Origin of the sequence: Komagataeibacter xylinus (assembly GCF_031081985.1) — a bacterium.
GTDB classification, from domain to species: domain Bacteria; phylum Pseudomonadota; class Alphaproteobacteria; order Acetobacterales; family Acetobacteraceae; genus Komagataeibacter; species Komagataeibacter xylinus_E.
The window spans coordinates 375,832-391,511 of record NZ_JARWSK010000002.1 but is presented as its reverse complement, the minus strand read 5'-3'; the positions used below and the strand labels follow the sequence as shown (position 1 = coordinate 391,511).

Below are 15,680 nucleotides of genomic sequence, written 5' to 3'. Positions count from 1 at the left end.
CAGTTTATTTCTGGCAAAGGTAACAGCCTGCCGCGCAATCCGACCCGCCAGAGTATCGCCCTTCATGAACCGCATGTCCCTGCCGCTCAGATATTCCTGCCTGCTCATTGGCATCATGGGCGTTCTGCTCGGGGTGGTGGAGTGGCTGTCTGAACCCGACAGCAGCATATTCGACAACCTGCGCAGCCCGCAGGGACAGCAGATCCTGCAAAACCTGTCAGGCCCGCTGGCGGTTGTAATGTTTATGGCATCCGTGCTGCGCAGGCAGATCATCTATGCACTGGGACACAATATTCTGGACGATACCGTGTGCATGAGCCTGCCTTACTGGCTGATCGCGCATCTCTCCCGGCTTCGGCCGCTGCACAGGACCGGGGTGTTCCTGCTCGTGACCCTCAGCCTGCAGGGGGCGTGGGCCTACTGGCAGTGGGGGTATGGCAGCGCCCTCCTGTTTGGCATCGAATGGCTGGAAATCCTGTGTGTGACCACCGCCTATCTCATATCCGCAAGGCACAGGCTGCTCATGACCGTGTCCTGCGCCATGGTGTGCAATGTGGTCATGCTGGGTTGTGACTATGTGGTGGCCATGCCGATGCTGTGGGCACGGATGCAGTCCGTCGAGACTGCGCTGCCCCTGCCCGGTGGCATTGCGCCTGACGGGCGGCATCACGTGGCCCATGAGGTCGAGCAGGATCTGTAAGCCTTCTGCCAAAAGAAGTTTTTGGTGAAGCTGTTTTCAAAAAGCTTCGAAGAACGCCGCTTTTTTTGACAAAAAGCAGAGCCCGAAAACTTTTATCATTGCGCGGGAGACCAGCGCTTTTACCGCTGGTGGCGAATGGGGCGGCTCCATTACGCTGGAGCCGGTTCCCGCCCGTGGCAGGAACCCCTGCATTAAGGGAGGAATACCGATGTCCAGACTGACGGCGGCCGAACGCGATGCCCTGCCCGATTCAGCCTTTGCTCTGCCGGGCCGACGCTACCCCATACCCGACGTGACCCATGCGCGTGATGCGCTGGCCCGCGCAAGCGAGATGCTGCACCGTGGCGAGCTGAGCCAGCAGGAATATGACACGGTGGTCGCCCGTGCCCATGCCGTGCTGGAAAATGAATAGGCCCGCATGACAAAAAAGGGGTGCCGGACAGACCGCCCGGCACCCCTTTATGTCTTGCAACTGGCCCGCAGGGGTCAGCCTGCCTTGTCGAGTTCCGCCTCAAGCTGCGGCAGGATGGTGAACAGGTCGCCCACGATCCCGTAATCCGCCACCTGGAAGATCGGGGCCTCCGGGTCCTTGTTGATGGCAACAATGACCTTGCTGTCCTTCATGCCGGCCAGATGCTGGATCTGCCCGGAAATGCCCATGGCGATATACAGTTCCGGCGCCACGATCTTGCCGGTCTGCCCCACCTGGTATTCGTTCGAGACAAAGCCCTTGTCCACCGCCGCGCGTGAGGCGCCAATGGCAGCACCCAGGCGGTCGGCCAGCGGCTCGAGCAGCTTGAAGTTCTCTTCATTGAGCATGCCGTTGCCACCCGAAACCACCACGCGGGCGGATTCCAGTTCCGGTCGCTCGGACTTCGACAGTTCGGTGGCGACAAAGGTGGAGCCACCCGGACCTGCGGGCAGGGCGATCTCCTCGATGGTGGCGCTGCCGCCTTCCGCCGGGGCCGGATCGAAGGCGGAGGCACGCACCGTGATCACCTTCTTCGCATCAGCCGACTTCACGGTGGCCAGCGCGCTGCCCGCATAGATCGGGCGCACGAAGGTCTCGGCATCGTTGATGGCGACGATATCGGGGATCGGCTGCACATCAAGCAGGGCCGCCGCACGCGGCAGCACGTTCTTCGCCGTGGCGGAAGAGGCCGCGAGGATGTGCGTGTAACCGCCCGCAAGCTGTGCCAGCAGGGCGGCAACCGGCTCGGCGAGTTCGCTGTTGCCGGTGGTGTCGGTTACGGCAAACACCTTCTTCACGCCGGGAATGGCGGCAGCCGATTTTGCCGCGGCAGCGGCATCGGGGCCGGTGACCAGCACATCGACATCGCCGAGTTTGGCAGCAGCCGTAATGGCGGAGCGCGAAGCCTGGCGGATCACGCCGCCTTCATGATCGAGGTAAACGAGAACGGTCATGATCAGATCACCTTTGCTTCGTTACGCAGGCGCGAAACCAGTTCGGCCGCCGAGTCGAGCTTGACGCCCGCCTTGCGCTCGGGCGGTTCTGACACCGAGATCACGCTCAGGCGCGGGGTCATGTCCACGCCCAGATCGGCGGGCGTGATCTTTTCCATCGGCTTCTTGCGCGCCTTCATGATGTTGGGCAGCGAGGCGTAGCGCGGCTCGTTGAGACGCAGGTCGGCGGTGATGATGGCGGGCAGCGCCAGCTTCACGGTCTGCGACCCGCCATCAATCTCGCGGGTGACGGTTACCGCGCCATCAGCCACTTCCACCTTCGAGGCGAAGGTGGCCTGCGGGCGGTCCAGCAGTCCTGCCAGCATCTGGCCGGTGGCGTTCATGTCATCATCAATGGCCTGCTTGCCCAGGATGATGAGTTCCGGCTTTTCCTTTTCCACCAGGGCTTTGAGCACCTTGGCTACGGCCAGCGGCTCGGTCACGACATCGGTCTCGACCAGGATGGAGCGGTCGGCACCCATGGCCATGGCGGTGCGCAGCGTGTCCTGCGCCTTGGCCTCGCCGATGGAGACGGCGATGATCTCGCTCACCACGCCTTTTTCCTTCAGGCGCACGGCTTCCTCGACCGCGATCTCGTCAAACGGATTCATGGACATCTTGACGCCAGCGGTTTCAACGCCGGTGCCATCGGCTTTCACACGTGGCTTGATGTTGTAATCAATCACGCGCTTGACGGGTACGAGAACCTTCATTGCATATTTGCCTGTCTGTCTTCGGATAAGGGCAATCGGTGTGGCGGATACATACCGTACCCGCCGGGCAATTACATCCCGCCCGGATAGTTCGGGCCGCCTGCCCCCTCCGGCGTGGCCCAGTCGATGTTCTGCGTCGGGTCCTTGATGTCGCATGTCTTGCAGTGCACGCAGTTCTGCGCGTTGATCTGCAGGTGCGGGTCGGTGGCTTCATCAGCCACTTCATACACGCCCGCCGGGCAGTAGCGGCTTTCAGGTGCGCGGAACACATTCCAGTTCACCGTCTTCCACAGCGACATGTTGCGCACCTTGAGGTGGACGGGCTGGTCTTCCTCATGGTTGGTGGCCGACAGGAACACCGAGGAGAGGCGGTCGAAGGTGATCTTGCCATCGGGCTTGGGGTAGTTGATTTTCGGCGAGACCGAGGCCGGTTCCAGCACTTCGTTATCGGCGTGGCGGGTGTGCAGCGTCCACGGCGCGCGGCCACGCAGCAGCATGGCGTCGATGCCCGCATACAGCGCACCGCCCTTCATGCCGAATTTGGCAAAGGCGGGGCGGATGTTGCGCACCGTGCGCAGTTCATCCCACAGCCAGGAATCCTTGATTCGGCGGGTATAGGAGCCGGGTTCCACGCGGCTGGTGGCCAGCGCCTCGCCCACGGCCTCGGCGGCCAGCATGCCCGACTTCATGGCCGTGTGCGTGCCCTTGATCTTGGGCACGTTGAGGAAGCCCGCCGTATCGCCAATCAGCGCGCCACCGGGGAAGGTCAGGCGCGGAATGGACTGGATCCCCCCTTCCGACAGCGCGCGCGCGCCATAGGCGATGCGTCGCGCGCCCTCGAAATACGGGCGGAAGGACGGGTGCAGCTTTACGCGCTGCATCTCGTCAAACGGCGAGAGCCATGTGTTGGGGTAGTCCAGCCCCACCACGAAGCCGTAGGAGACGAGGTTGTCGCCAAAATGGTACATCCACGCGCCGCCATAGGTCCGGTCATCAAGCGGCCAGCCAAAGCTGTGCTGGATCAGGCCGGGGCGGTGCATCTCTTTCGGGATTTCCCACAGTTCCTTGATGCCCAGCCCGTAGGTCTGCGGGTCAACGCCTTGGCGCAGGTTGTACATCGCCATGACCTGCTTGGTCAGCGAGCCACGGCAGCCTTCTGCAAACAGGGTGTATTTCGCGCGCAGTTCCATGCCCGGCGCGTAATTGCCGGTCGGCTCCCCATCGCGGCCCACGCCCATGTCGCCCGTGGCAACGCCCGCCACGCGCCCGCTGTCATCAACCAGCACTTCCGCGCCTGCAAAGCCGGGATAGATTTCCACGCCAAGCTCTTCCGCGCGGCCCGCCAGCCAGCGGCACAGGTCGCCAAGGCTCACGATGTAGTTGCCGTGGTTGCGCATGTGCGGCATCACGCGGTCGAGGAACGGGATCTCGATGCCGCCGTTCTCGGTCAGGTAGAGCATCTGCTCTTCTGTCACGGGGGTGTTCAGCGGGGCGCCTTCTTCGTGCCAGTGCGGCAAGAGTTCTGCCAGCGCGCGCGGCTCGATCACTGCGCCAGACAGGATATGGGCGCCAATCTCGCTGCCTTTTTCAATCAGGCACACGGTGGCATCGGGGGCAACCTGGCGCAGCCGGATGGCTGCGGCCAGGCCAGACGGGCCGCCACCTACGATGACGACATCGAATTCCATAGTCTCGCGCGGGGTCTCGCTCATACCTCTGTTGTCCTCTTGCGTCATGACCGGGATGACATGGGATGAAAGGGGTTACATTTATATAGGAGTGTTTCCTAGAACCGATTGGTGCGCGAATAAAGCCTTGCGGGCGTATTCTGTTCCGTCCAGCCGCATGGCGGGGCTGTATTCAGACGGCGCAGGGCCTTCGGGCCAGTTCCTCCGTCGCCCGCCATTCGGGGCTGACGTAATTGACAATCAGCGTGCGCCGCACGCCGTGCAATGGCCTGCGCACGAAGCCATGCCATGACTGCGCGGACGGAATGAACAGCAGCCCCGAATTGAACAGCCCCGAGGCGCGTGCCACCGGCGTGCCCTCCGCTGTCATGATATCGGTGCCCCAGTCCATTGCCTCGGCACCCATCGAGAGCGAGATCAGCAGCGTCAGCCGCTTGGCGCCGATATCGGTATGCGGCTCGAGCCAGAAGCCATCGGTGTCGAGGCACAGTTCAAGGCGCAGGGCGGCATCGTCGAGCCGGGCATTGCACTGGCGGGTAAAGCCCGCGCGCGTGGCGGCATCATCGAACAGGCAGGCGAGTTGGTCGAGTGCGGGATGGGCCGCGCGTTGGGCGGGGGTGACGAACAGCCGCTGCCCGTTGCGGCCCGCGCGCTGGCCGCCGCTGTCGCCACCAATGAACTGCGCGCCGGGCACCCATTGCACAAGGGAGGCGGCAATGGCGGCGGGCAGCACGTCATGCAGTTGCCAGTGCGGATAGGGCCACGGCACGACGGGGCTTGCGGCAAGGGCGGCGGTGACGCAGTTGATTTGCATGAAGGGTCTGCTGCTGGCTGTGGGGGTGTGGGCCACGGGTTGCCGCCCCAGCGGTAAAGGGCGGCGCTAGAGGGCGCTGGCGTGGCGGGTGCGGCTGTGGGCCGTGAGGTAGCGGTCAAAGAGTGCGGCGACATGCCGCACGAACGGCCGCCCCTTTTCGGTCATGCGCACTTCATGGCCCGTGAGGGTGACCAGTCCATCCGCCACCATGGGGGCAAGGCGGCTGTATTCGGGCTCGAAATGACTGGCAGGCAGGCCGTGGCGGGCGCTCAGCGCGTCGATATCGACCTGCATGGCGCACATGAGCTGCTCGATGATGTCGGCGCGGGCACGGTCATCATGCTGCAGGCGCACGCCGCGTGCCACGGGCAGGGTGTCGGGGCGGGCCATGAGGCGGGCATAGGCGGCAGCCGAGACGGCGTTCTGCGTCATGCCGCCGGGCAGCGAGGAAATGGCCGAGGCCCCAATGCCGATCAGCACCGGCGCGCTGTCGGTGGTGTAGCCCTGAAAATTGCGGTGCAGCCTGCCCGCTTTCAGGGCATGGGCCATGCTGTCATCGGGGCTGACGTAATGGTCAAGCCCCACAGGCAGGAAACCGGCCGCGCGCAGCACGCTGTCCATCGCCGCGCGCTGGCTGATGCGCTCCTGTGCGCCCGGCAACTCGCCCACGGGCATGAGGGCCTGGCGCTTCTGCTTCCACGGCACATGGGCGTAGCCGAACACGGCCAGCCGGTCAGGTTTCAGGCTGGCCACGGCCTGCGCCGTGCGGGCCACGCCCTCGGTATCCTGCCGGGGCAGGCCGTAGATCAGGTCGATGTTGATGGAAGCGAGACCCGCCCCACGCAGCGCATCGAGGCAGTCACGCGTCTGCTCCCAGCTCTGGATGCGGCCACAGGCCTGCTGCACGCTGGCATCAAGATCCTGCACGCCCATGCTGGCGCGGTTGAAGCCGAGTTCATGCAGCAGTGCCGGGTATTCGGGGGGGAGATGGCGCGGATCGACCTCGATGCTGATCTCGGCATCGGGGGCGATGTCAAAGTCGCGGCGGATGGCGTCCATCACGCGGCGCATTGCACTGGCGGGGAGCGTGGTGGGCGTGCCGCCACCCCATTGCAGGTGCGTGATACGGCGACCGGGGCCGATCAGGGCAATGATGCGGCGCAGTTCCTCGTGCAGCAGGGCGGCGTAGGCGTTCCTTGCATCCGCATTGCGCAGCACGGCGGTATTGCACCCGCAGAACCGGCATAGCGTGTCACAGAAGGGAACATGCAGGTAAAGGGAAACCGGCTGGTCCGCCGGGAGGGAGGACAGCCATTCGCGGCTGTCGTCCGGGCCCACCGCATCCGTGAACTGGGCTGCGGTGGGGTAGCTGGTATAACGCGGCAGGTTGCCCCCGTAGCGCGAAAGCAGGGTGCTGTCCGCCGCGTTCATGCCATTAGAACCGGTAGGCGATACCGGCGGAAATGACGGTCGGGTCCAGAGAGTCGTGGGCCTTGACCTTCAGGCTTTCGTCGCTGTTTTCAGCCCAGGCGTGCATGCGCACGAACATCTGCTTCACGTCGAAGTTGAAGAACCAGTTGCCAACCAGCTGGTAATCCACACCGGCGTTGATGGACGGGCCACCGGTAAAGCCGGAGTTCAGCTTGCTCAGACCCAATGCGCCGCTGGCATTCATGTTGTGGAACCACATGAAGGTGCCACCAACGCCCACATATGGGTTCAGGCGCTTGTGCGGGCGGAAATGCCAGGCCACCGTGACCGTGGGGGGCAGAACCCAGGCGCTGCCGACATCGGTCTTGCTGGCGCCGGTCAGCGCGGACAGGGCACCGCCATTGGCCTGCACTTCATGACGGGTGCTGGTCGCGATCAGGTCCAGCGAGATGTTGTCGGTCACGAAGTATTCGAACGTCAGCTCCGGCATGACCTGGTTGGTGGTCTTGACGCGGGTACCAGTCAGTGCCGCGCCGTTCGCCCACACCTTGCTGTCGCGATCTTCAGGCAGCACGCCCACGGCGGACAGGCGGACCATGAAGTCGCCGCGGCCCAGGCCGATCTTGGTCGACGCACAGGTCTCGAAGATGCCACAGTGGCCCTTCGGCTGTGCGGGTGCCACAGGTGCTGCCAGCGGGGCATTGACGTAGGTGGAGGGCGCCGCCGTCTGTGCATGGCCTGCCACGGGGGCCAGCGCCGAGGCGCCGAGCACTGCCGACAGGGCGAGTTTGCGGATGTTCTTCATGGTAAGCAGACCCCAGTTTCTTTCCCGGCTGGCAGGCAGGCGAGAGGATTAAGAATATTCAAGTTCATTTGATGTGTGCAGAAATCACGGCCACCTAGCACTCGGCCTTGATATGAATCAATCAACTGCGCGGAACTATTTGCGTGTTATGGTCCAGCCTGACTGTTCTTTCGGTAATGTTGCCGGATGAACACAGTTTCAGAACCGGGCTGTATGGTTTTGCAACGGGTTTACTATGGGTGATGGTGCGTATGGCGTCGCATCCCCACTCGCGTGCCAGTGTCTCCATGGCGGGGAGCAGCGCGTCGATAATGGTCTGCGCACGGGTATAGGACAGGGTGATGATGTAGTCTGATGTCAGGGTATCGCCCGAGCACAGGTCGAAGCCGCGCCGGAAGGTGGCCATGCCGCATGGCGGCCTGTCATTGCCATAATGGGCGACAAGAATGCCCTGCCGCGCCCGCGCGCCGGGGCGTGCCAGCCTGCGGCCGATCCGCACCCATTCGCGCAGCGTCAGGTGTGGAAAGGACAGGCGCACAAGCGGATAGAGGAGCGGCACATCGGCGGGGTCCAGTCGTCTGACCATGGGCGGGGGGACGGCCTGCACGCGTCGGATTTTCCTCGGGTTAAGAATTTTTTGTTATGATCCGTCATGTTTACCTTATATTTCTGGGTTGGCCGCATTGATTTACATCAACCCATCCGCCATAGTCGGCGCTCTTGGCGAATGCATTTATTGTATTTCTAGGGAGCCAGGGCATGTCCGGTTACTTCGGCGCCGGAACGCGGGCGCCTGAAAGTGAATTGGAAATTATCATGTCGGATATGCCTTCGTGTCAGTTTGAATCGAGGCCACGGCGTATCGTGATCGGGTCGGGTGGCGTGCAGGCGGATTTCTGCACCAATTGCAGCGTTCGCCCCACCAGCGTCTGCAGCGTGATCGAACCTTCCGATATCTCCCGCCTGGCCGAAGTCGCGGTGGAAACCATCGTTTCCCCCGGTCGCGGCTTTATCGAGGAAGGCGCGCCCGCGACCGACTTCTTCAACGTGACATCAGGCACGGTGAAGCTGTTCAAGGCCCTGCCCGACGGACGGCGCCAGATCACCGGTTTCGCGGCGCCAGGGCATTTTCTCGGCCTTGCCGTGTCCGACAATTATGCCTTTGGCGCCGAGGCGATCGATACGGTGCGCGTCTGCCGCTTCTCGCGTGAGAAGATGAGCGAACTGCTCGATGATTTCCCCAAGCTCGAGCGCCGCCTGCTTGAAGAAGCCTCCAACGAACTTGTCGCCGCCCAGAACCAGATGCTCCTGCTCGGCCGCAAGACCGCGCGCGAGCGCGTGGCGAGCTTCCTGCTTGACCAGATGCAGGCCGGCCTCCTGCCCGGCCAGCCGCCGCCATCGGGTGGCCGGCTGCACCTCCCCATGACCCGTGGCGACATTGCCGACTATCTGGGCCTGACCATCGAGACTGTCAGCCGCACGCTGAGCTGGATGCGCGCCCAGGGCATGATCGAGGTGGGCAAGGGCTATGCCATTACCATCGTTTCAACAGCCAAGCTTGAGGTTCTGGCCGCAGGCAACAGCTAGGGCTGGTCCGGTCTGAATGGACACAGTCGAACTGGTGAAGATGCCCTAGTCTTCCAGCCGGTCGGGGTCTTCATCCGGCGTGGCGCTGGGGGGCATTTCGGTAAAGAGCGGCTTTTGTGGCGCGGGATGGGCCGGGCCGCCGACGATGTGGCCCAGCGGGGTGAGAATCTCCACATGGTCGCAGATGATCTTGAATACTGCCAGCAGGGGCACCGACAGGAACGCCCCGAAAATGCCCCACAGCCAGTCCCAGAACATGAGTGACGCCATGACCAGCACCGGGTTGAGCGTAAAGCGCCGCGCCAGCACCATGGGGGTTATGGTCTCGCCTTCCGTCAGGTGAATGCACAGGTAGATGGCCGGGGGCAGCAGCGCCTGCCACACCGATGGATAGACGAACAGCCCCACCAGAAAATAGATGATGATGCCCATCATCGGCCCGATAATGGGAATGTAGTTGAGCAGGAATGCCATGACCCCCCACAGCAGCGGGTTGGGCATGCCCAGCAGCCAGCACTGCACCATGTTCACCACGCCCACGAGGCTGTTGATGATGGTAATGGTGGCCAGGTATTCCGACACATTGCGCTCGATCTGATAGGCGATCTGCACCGTGCGGCGCTTGTCGGCAAAGGTGGGCATGATCTCGACAAAGCGCCTGAGCAGGCTGTCGCCCTGTGCCAGCAGGAAGAACAGCATCAGGATCATGGTAAAGAACTGGCCCATGAAAGCCTGCGTGCCCAGCAGGATGGAGGAGGAAAAGCGGTCCAGTCCCGCCACCCCGCCACCGCCTGCGGGCGTGGACACGATAATGACGTGCCCGTCGGCTGTCGTCTGGTCGGTGGCGGTCGCGGTGGCATGACCGCCTGCGATGGAGAGGAAATTATGGATCCGGTCGGACGCGCCGGTCAGGAGTTGGAACGGCCCGCGCAGGAAGGCGAGGCGGTCCTGCACCGTGCTGATCGCCTCGGGCGCGCGCTCGAGCCACCCCGTGGCGGGCACGGAAATGGCGGTGCCCACCGCCCCCACCACGCCAAACACGCACAGGATCAGGCACAGGGCCGCCAGCGGCTTGGGCAGGTGCAGCCGCGTGTGCAGGAAGCGTAGCGGCGAGGACAGCAGAAGGTTGACCACCAGCGCCAGGATCATGGGCAGGATGATGGCCGAGGCGAAATACAGCGTATAGAACACCGCCAGCACGCTAAGCAGCAGCAGGCAGGCCGTGCGGGTGTCGATGCGGCTGTGGCGCATGACCTCGATGGCGCGCTGCTGCTGGACCTGCTCGTAGGATGGTGGCGGCGGGGGCGGTGTCTCGGGCGGCATCGGTTCAGGTCCTGGCTTGTGCTGGCTTGGCCCGTATGGCCGGGGGCTGGTGTCCGCGTACCTGCTTCTTATGGCCGTATCGGACAGGCAGGACCAAGGATTTTGGCACATTCCCGCTACGCAACCATTGCAGGGGGGCGGCATGGTACACGCTAACGTGAATTTTCAGGCCCCATATGCCCCCACACACGACTTGAAAGTGGCGGGAGACCGGGCTCAAATAACCGATAGACGAAGGTTTCTGCCTTTCGCATACAAATCAATGGAGAGTCCCATGGCCTGGAATACCCCCAAGATCGTTGAAGTCCCCCTGGGCGCCGAGATCAACAGCTACGTCTGCGGCGAAAAGAAGTAAGATGGAAACATCGCCGCCTGTCTCGCACAGGCGGCGATTTTCTTTTACACTCTGCGTCCATGATCGACATTATCGTTCTCGGCGCGGCGGCGGGTGGTGGATTTCCCCAATGGAACTCCAACGCTCCCGGTTGCAGGCGGGCCAGGGCCGGCGATCCGGCAGCCCTGCCCCGCACACAGGCTTCCATCGCCATCAGCGGAGATGGAAAGAACTGGTTCGTGGTCAACGCATCGCCTGACCTGCGCACCCAGATCAACCAGACCCCGGCGCTGCATCCCAGCGAGGGCCTGCGCTCCACGCCCATCGCCGGCGTGATCCTGACAGGCGGCGAGGTGGATACCATCACCGGCCTGCTCACCCTGCGCGAGCGACAGCCCTTTACCCTTCTGGCCACGCCCGAAGTGCTGTCCATGCTGGATGCCAACCCCATTTTTGAAGCCCTGAACCGCGCGGTCGTGACCCGTGAACCGATGGGACTCGATCAGCCCTTGGCGCTGAAGCTGACCGACGGCAAGCCCGCGGGCCTGACCATCGTGCCCTTCGCCGTGCCCGGCAAGGTGCCGCTTTATGCCGAATCCGGGCCTGACCCCGCCGCCATATGCGAAAATGGCGAGACGATCGGCCTCGAGATTTCCGATGGCAATCACCGCGTGTGCTTCGTGCCCGGCTGCGCGCGCATGACCGACAACCTGCGTGTGCGCCTGCGCGGGGCGGATGCCGTGTTCTTTGACGGCACGCTGTGGGTGGATGACGAGATGGTGCGCGCGGGCCTTGGCGAGAAGACCGGCCGCCGCATGGGCCACATGTCCATGGATGGCATGGACGGCACCATCGCCGCCCTGCGTGACCTGGGCATCAAGCGCAGGATTTTCATACACATCAACAATTCCAACCCTGTGCTGCTGGCGGATACGCCCGAGCGCGCCGCCGTCGAGGCCGCAGGGTGGGAAATCTCCCATGACGGGATGAGGATTACGGCATGAGCGCACCCCTGCTTTCTCCTGATGAACTTGAAGCCGCACTCCGCGCCATCGGGGCGGAACGCTACCACAACCTGCACCCTTTCCACCGCGCACTGCATGATGGCAGGCTCAACCGCGCGCAGGTGCAGGCCTGGGCGCTGAACCGCTATTATTATCAGGCCAGCATTCCCGCCAAGGACGCAACCCTGCTCGCCCGCCTGCCCACGGCGGAACTGCGGCGCGAATGGCGCCGGCGGCTGGTGGACCATGATGGCGATGCACCGGGCACCGGTGGTGTCGCGCGCTGGCTCAAGCTGACCGACGGGCTGGGGCTGGACCGCGCCTATGTGGAGTCGCTTGAAGGGCTGCTGCCCGCCACCCGCTTTGCGGTGGATGCGTATGTGGCCTTCGTGCGGGACCGGTCCATTCTCGAGGCCATTGCCTCGTCGCTGACGGAACTGTTCTCGCCCACCATCATCAGCGAGCGCGTGGCGGGCATGCTGCGCCATTACGACTTCATCACGCCCGAAACACTGGCCTACTTCCAGCCGCGCCTCACACAGGCCCCGCGTGATTCCGATTTTGCGCTGGGTTATGTGAAGGAACATGCCCGCACGCCCGCGCAGCAGCAGGCGGTGCTTGGCGCGCTCAAGTTCAAGTGCGGCGTGCTGTGGGCCATGCTTGATGAGCTGGAATATGCCTACGTCAATCCCGGCCGCATTCCGCCCGGTGCGTTCCGCCCGGACCCGGCATGAGCGCAGACCTCACGGACGACAGCGTTATCCGCTTCGCGCGCGGGGTGCGGTTGCAGCATGACCGCGTGCGCGAGCGCTGGATCATCCAGGCGCCGGAGCGGGCCTTCATTCCCGACCCCATCGCAGCCGAGGTGCTCAGGCTGGTCGATGGCACGCGCACGCTGGGCCAGATCATTGCTGATCTGGCCAGCCGCTTTGCCGCCCCGGTTGATGTGATCGGGCGCGATGTCCATGTCATGGTCAGTGACCTCATGACCCGACAGGTGCTGGTGGCATGACCGAAACCATTCTCTCGCCCATGAGCCTGCTGGCGGAACTCACGCATCGCTGCCCGTTGCAGTGCCCGTACTGTTCCAACCCGCTGGCGCTGGAGCCGCGTAAAAACGAGCTTTCCACCGCCGAATGGATCAGCGTGCTCGACCAGGCCGCCGAGATGGGGGTGCTGCAGGTGCATTTTTCCGGCGGCGAGCCGATGAGCCGCCCCGACCTGCCCGCACTCATCCGCCATGCCGTGGGGCTGGGGCTTTACACCAACCTCATCACCTCCGGCGTGCTGCTTAACGAAAAGACCTTCCCGGCGCTGGTGGAAGCGGGACTCGATCACGTCCAGCTTTCGTTTCAGGATATCGACACGGCAAATGCCGAGCATGTAGGCGGCATGAAGGGCGCGCAGGCCCGCAAGATCGAGGCGGCACGGCTGGTTGCAGCCGATGGCATGCCGCTGACGCTGAACTTCGTCATCTACCGCGAAAATGCCGAGCGCGTGCCGCAGATGCTTGAAGCAGCCCTGCAGATGGGCGCGCGCCGGGTCGAGATTGCCCATACGCAGTATTATGGCTGGGGGCTGGCCAACCGCGAGGCCCTCATGCCCACCGCCGCCCAGCTTGAGCAGACCACCGAGGCGGTGGAAGCGGCACGGAAAAAATACGAAGGCCGCCTGACCATCGATTACGTCACCCCCGATTACTATGCCGACCGGCCCAAGCCATGCATGGGCGGCTGGGGGCGGCGGTTCATCAACATCTCGCCCTCGGGCCGGGTGCTGCCGTGCCATGCGGCGGAGACCATCCCCAACGTCGCCTTCCCCGACGTAAGGCATGACACGCTGGACCATATCTGGCGCGAGGCCCCGCTTTTTACCATGTTCCGCGGCACGGACTGGATGCCCCAGCCCTGCCGGAGCTGCGACCAGCGTGAAAAGGACTGGGGTGGCTGCCGCTGCCAGGCCCTGGCGCTGGCGGGTGATGCTGCGGCGACCGACCCGGTGTGTTCGCGCGCACCCGACCATGAGCGGATCAAGGCCGTGCTCGACACCCTGCCTGCCGAGCCGCCGCCATTCCGATACCGGCGTTACGCGCGCGCTACGGATGAGGTCGGCTGACCTCGCCCTTCACGTCCACGCGAGGCAGGCAGATCACGAAGCGGGCGCCCTGCACGTGGCCATCGGCATCGACGCGGTTTTCGGCGCTGATGGTGCCGCGCAGGGCCTCGATGATCTGCTTGCTGATCGACAGGCCCAGGCCGGAATGCTGGCCGAAATTCTCGCTGCTTGGCCGCTCGGAATAAAAGCGGTCGAAAATGTTGTCGAGCTTGGCCTGCGGAATGCCCGGGCCTTCATCGCTGACCGCAATCTCCACCATGCCGCCCGCAGGCACCGCGCTGAGCAGGATCTTGCCATCGGGCGGCGAGAACGAGATGGCATTGCCGATCAGGTTGCGCAGCACCTGCACCAGCCGGTCCTCCACCGCCAGCACCACCAGCCTGCGCTCCGGACTGTCGCCGCTGCTGGCCACCGCCATGAAGGGCTGGCCCGGCTGGCGGGTGGCCTGATGGATCTCGGCCAGCACGGACAGCAGCGGCACGATGGCCACCGGCTCGGCGCGGGTGCGCGAGAGTTCGGCATCCACGCGGCTGGCATCGGAAATATCGGTAATCAGCCGGTCGAGTCTGCGCACGTCGTCATTGATGATCGACATGAGGCGGCGCTGGCGCTCGGGGTCGTCGATGCGCAGCAGGCTTTCAATGGCCGAGCGGATGGAGGAGAGCGGGTTCTTGATCTCGTGGCTGACATCGGCGGCAAAGCGCTCGATGGCGTCCATGCGCGCCCACAGCGCGCTCGCACTGTCCTGCAACGCGCGGGCGACCTCGCCAATCTCGTCGCGCCGGGCCAGCAGGCGCTCGGGCACCATGTCGGTGCGGTCGGAGGATTCGCGCATGGTATGGGCCGAGGCGGCCAGCCGCAGCAGCGGGCGTGCAATGGTGAGCGACAGATACCACGAGAGCAGGATGGTCAGCGCCAGTGCCATGAGGAACAGCGACAGGATGGACGAGCGCACCGCAAACAGCGAGCGGTCCACATCACGCGCCTCACGCGTGAGCTGGATGATGCCCACCGTGGTCTGCCCCGCATGCATGACCGGCTCGGCCACGGTCACCATGAGCTGGTGGTCGGCGTTACGGCGGATATAGGGCGGGATCTCCATCACCCGCGTGCCATCGGGCTGGGTGACGGGCTGGATCGACGGGTCTGAATCCGGCGTGTCCAGCGTCATGATCCGCTCGCCCGAGAGCGTGGGCAACTGCGCCAGAAGCCAGTTATACAGCCGCTCGCCCATATTGATCGATGTGCCGGCGTGAGGCGGCCCGGCGTGCTCGTCTTCCTCGGCTGGTGGCAACGGCGTGGCCTTGATGCCGAAGCCCGCCTGTTCCACGCGGCTGTCGGCCACGACCTGCCCATCGGGGGCGAACAGGCGGGCATGGGCACTCGGGCTGGGCTCGGTCAGGCGCAGCAGCAGCGGGCCGGCAAGGTCAGGCGCCAGCGTCACGTCGCGGCGCGACACGATGACCGCACTCTGCCCCAGCGCCCCGGCATAGATGCGCGCCTGCTCGCGCAGGGCCGAGACCTCGGCCTCGAGCAGGCTGTTCTGGAACTGGGTCAGGTAGAGCAGCGTCAGCGCCAGCAGGCCAAGCGGCAGCGTATTGACCAGCAGGATGCGCCGCATGAGCGGCGAGACCAGCCGGGTGCGGTATTCCATGAATTCCGCAACCGCGTTCTGCCGCTCCCCGCTCCACCGCCGGGGCAG

At 64.2% G+C, this 15,680-nt stretch carries 17 protein-coding genes; 8 read left to right on the top strand and 9 right to left on the bottom strand.

The window, feature by feature from the left end; translation table 11 throughout:
- Positions 1-64: 64 nt before the first annotated feature.
- Positions 65-700, top strand: coding sequence for a hypothetical protein (locus QEG70_RS05620; protein WP_308719756.1), 636 nt, complete (start codon positions 65-67; stop codon positions 698-700).
- 208 nt (positions 701-908) lie between these two features.
- Positions 909-1,112, top strand: coding sequence for a hypothetical protein (locus QEG70_RS05615; protein WP_308719755.1), 204 nt, complete (start codon positions 909-911; stop codon positions 1,110-1,112).
- A gap of 74 nt (positions 1,113-1,186) precedes the next feature.
- On the opposite strand, the gene QEG70_RS05610 is transcribed toward QEG70_RS05615, so the two are convergent.
- The 7 genes from QEG70_RS05610 to QEG70_RS05580 all read right to left on the bottom strand — a co-directional run bounded on the left by QEG70_RS05610 (position 1,187) and on the right by QEG70_RS05580 (position 8,222).
- A complete protein-coding gene (locus QEG70_RS05610; protein ID WP_308719754.1) occupies positions 1,187-2,125 on the bottom strand; it encodes an electron transfer flavoprotein subunit alpha/FixB family protein in 939 nt (312 codons plus the stop codon).
- Between the two features lie 2 nt (positions 2,126-2,127).
- Positions 2,128-2,877 carry an electron transfer flavoprotein subunit beta/FixA family protein gene (locus QEG70_RS05605; RefSeq protein WP_308719753.1) on the bottom strand — a complete coding sequence of 250 codons (750 nt, stop codon included), beginning with the start codon at positions 2,875-2,877 and terminating at the stop codon, positions 2,128-2,130.
- A gap of 71 nt (positions 2,878-2,948) precedes the next feature.
- Positions 2,949-4,589, bottom strand: coding sequence for an electron transfer flavoprotein-ubiquinone oxidoreductase (locus QEG70_RS05600; protein ID WP_308719752.1), 1,641 nt, complete (start codon positions 4,587-4,589; stop codon positions 2,949-2,951).
- A gap of 148 nt (positions 4,590-4,737) precedes the next feature.
- A complete protein-coding gene (locus tag QEG70_RS05595) occupies positions 4,738-5,379 on the bottom strand; it encodes a 2OG-Fe(II) oxygenase (RefSeq protein WP_308719751.1) in 642 nt (213 codons plus the stop codon).
- 66 nt (positions 5,380-5,445) lie between these two features.
- Entirely contained in the window at positions 5,446-6,810 is a 1,365-nt protein-coding gene (hemN, locus tag QEG70_RS05590; protein ID WP_308719750.1) for an oxygen-independent coproporphyrinogen III oxidase, read from the bottom strand.
- A gap of 4 nt (positions 6,811-6,814) precedes the next feature.
- On the bottom strand, positions 6,815-7,615 hold the full coding sequence (locus QEG70_RS05585; RefSeq protein WP_308719749.1) for an OmpW/AlkL family protein: 801 nt from the start codon (positions 7,613-7,615) through the stop codon (positions 6,815-6,817).
- A gap of 121 nt (positions 7,616-7,736) precedes the next feature.
- On the bottom strand, positions 7,737-8,222 hold the full coding sequence (locus QEG70_RS05580) for a hypothetical protein (protein WP_308719748.1): 486 nt from the start codon (positions 8,220-8,222) through the stop codon (positions 7,737-7,739).
- A gap of 209 nt (positions 8,223-8,431) precedes the next feature.
- Between QEG70_RS05580 and QEG70_RS05575 the strand changes: the two genes are divergently transcribed.
- On the top strand, positions 8,432-9,202 hold the full coding sequence (locus QEG70_RS05575) for a Crp/Fnr family transcriptional regulator (protein WP_308719747.1): 771 nt from the start codon (positions 8,432-8,434) through the stop codon (positions 9,200-9,202).
- Positions 9,203-9,247: 45 nt separating this feature from the next.
- Here the strand turns inward: QEG70_RS05575 and QEG70_RS05570 are convergent, their stop codons facing one another.
- Positions 9,248-10,525, bottom strand: coding sequence for an AI-2E family transporter (locus QEG70_RS05570; protein WP_374762551.1), 1,278 nt, complete (start codon positions 10,523-10,525; stop codon positions 9,248-9,250).
- 274 nt (positions 10,526-10,799) lie between these two features.
- Between QEG70_RS05570 and pqqA the strand changes: the two genes are divergently transcribed.
- The 5 genes from pqqA to pqqE are packed head-to-tail and all read left to right on the top strand — an operon-like array spanning position 10,800 to position 13,978.
- Positions 10,800-10,880 carry a pyrroloquinoline quinone precursor peptide PqqA gene (gene pqqA, locus QEG70_RS05565; protein WP_010508617.1) on the top strand — a complete coding sequence of 27 codons (81 nt, stop codon included), beginning with the start codon at positions 10,800-10,802 and terminating at the stop codon, positions 10,878-10,880.
- Positions 10,881-10,939: 59 nt separating this feature from the next.
- Positions 10,940-11,863, top strand: a complete 924-nt coding sequence (pqqB, locus tag QEG70_RS05560; protein ID WP_308719746.1) for a pyrroloquinoline quinone biosynthesis protein PqqB — start codon at positions 10,940-10,942, stop codon at positions 11,861-11,863.
- Positions 11,860-12,597 carry a pyrroloquinoline-quinone synthase PqqC gene (gene pqqC, locus QEG70_RS05555; protein WP_308719745.1) on the top strand — a complete coding sequence of 246 codons (738 nt, stop codon included), beginning with the start codon at positions 11,860-11,862 and terminating at the stop codon, positions 12,595-12,597. The genes pqqB and pqqC overlap by 4 nt, the downstream gene beginning before the upstream one ends.
- A complete protein-coding gene (gene pqqD, locus QEG70_RS05550; protein ID WP_308719744.1) occupies positions 12,594-12,875 on the top strand; it encodes a pyrroloquinoline quinone biosynthesis peptide chaperone PqqD in 282 nt (93 codons plus the stop codon). The genes pqqC and pqqD overlap by 4 nt, the downstream gene beginning before the upstream one ends.
- Positions 12,872-13,978: a pyrroloquinoline quinone biosynthesis protein PqqE gene (gene pqqE / locus QEG70_RS05545; protein ID WP_308719743.1), complete on the top strand. Its 1,107-nt coding sequence runs from the start codon at positions 12,872-12,874 to the stop codon at positions 13,976-13,978. The genes pqqD and pqqE overlap by 4 nt, the downstream gene beginning before the upstream one ends.
- Here pqqE and QEG70_RS05540 read toward each other — a convergent pair.
- The gene (locus QEG70_RS05540) at positions 13,959-15,632 is read right to left on the bottom strand and encodes a stimulus-sensing domain-containing protein (protein ID WP_308719870.1); all 1,674 of its coding nucleotides are present in this window, start codon (positions 15,630-15,632) and stop codon (positions 13,959-13,961) included. The two genes, pqqE and QEG70_RS05540, sit on opposite strands and share 20 nt — an antisense overlap.
- Between the last annotated feature and the right edge of the window lie 48 nt (positions 15,633-15,680).

Coding starts and splice junctions, on each gene's coding strand:
- QEG70_RS05615 (WP_308719755.1), top strand. CDS start 909: ATGTCCAGACTGACGGCGGCCGAACGCGATGCCCTGCCCGATTCAGCC.
- QEG70_RS05610 (WP_308719754.1), bottom strand. CDS start 2,125: ATGACCGTTCTCGTTTACCTCGATCATGAAGGCGGCGTGATCCGCCAG.
- pqqD (WP_308719744.1), top strand. CDS start 12,594: ATGAGCGCAGACCTCACGGACGACAGCGTTATCCGCTTCGCGCGCGGG.
- pqqA (WP_010508617.1), top strand. CDS start 10,800: ATGGCCTGGAATACCCCCAAGATCGTTGAAGTCCCCCTGGGCGCCGAG.
- QEG70_RS05620 (WP_308719756.1), top strand. CDS start 65: ATGAACCGCATGTCCCTGCCGCTCAGATATTCCTGCCTGCTCATTGGC.
- QEG70_RS05595 (WP_308719751.1), bottom strand. CDS start 5,379: ATGCAAATCAACTGCGTCACCGCCGCCCTTGCCGCAAGCCCCGTCGTG.
- QEG70_RS05570 (WP_374762551.1), bottom strand. CDS start 10,525: ATGCCGCCCGAGACACCGCCCCCGCCGCCACCATCCTACGAGCAGGTC.
- QEG70_RS05575 (WP_308719747.1), top strand. CDS start 8,432: ATGTCGGATATGCCTTCGTGTCAGTTTGAATCGAGGCCACGGCGTATC.
- QEG70_RS05605 (WP_308719753.1), bottom strand. CDS start 2,877: ATGAAGGTTCTCGTACCCGTCAAGCGCGTGATTGATTACAACATCAAG.
- pqqE (WP_308719743.1), top strand. CDS start 12,872: ATGACCGAAACCATTCTCTCGCCCATGAGCCTGCTGGCGGAACTCACG.
- QEG70_RS05585 (WP_308719749.1), bottom strand. CDS start 7,615: ATGAAGAACATCCGCAAACTCGCCCTGTCGGCAGTGCTCGGCGCCTCG.
- hemN (WP_308719750.1), bottom strand. CDS start 6,810: ATGAACGCGGCGGACAGCACCCTGCTTTCGCGCTACGGGGGCAACCTG.
- pqqC (WP_308719745.1), top strand. CDS start 11,860: ATGAGCGCACCCCTGCTTTCTCCTGATGAACTTGAAGCCGCACTCCGC.
- QEG70_RS05540 (WP_308719870.1), bottom strand. CDS start 15,632: ATGGAATACCGCACCCGGCTGGTCTCGCCGCTCATGCGGCGCATCCTG.
- QEG70_RS05600 (WP_308719752.1), bottom strand. CDS start 4,589: ATGAGCGAGACCCCGCGCGAGACTATGGAATTCGATGTCGTCATCGTA.
- pqqB (WP_308719746.1), top strand. CDS start 10,940: ATGATCGACATTATCGTTCTCGGCGCGGCGGCGGGTGGTGGATTTCCC.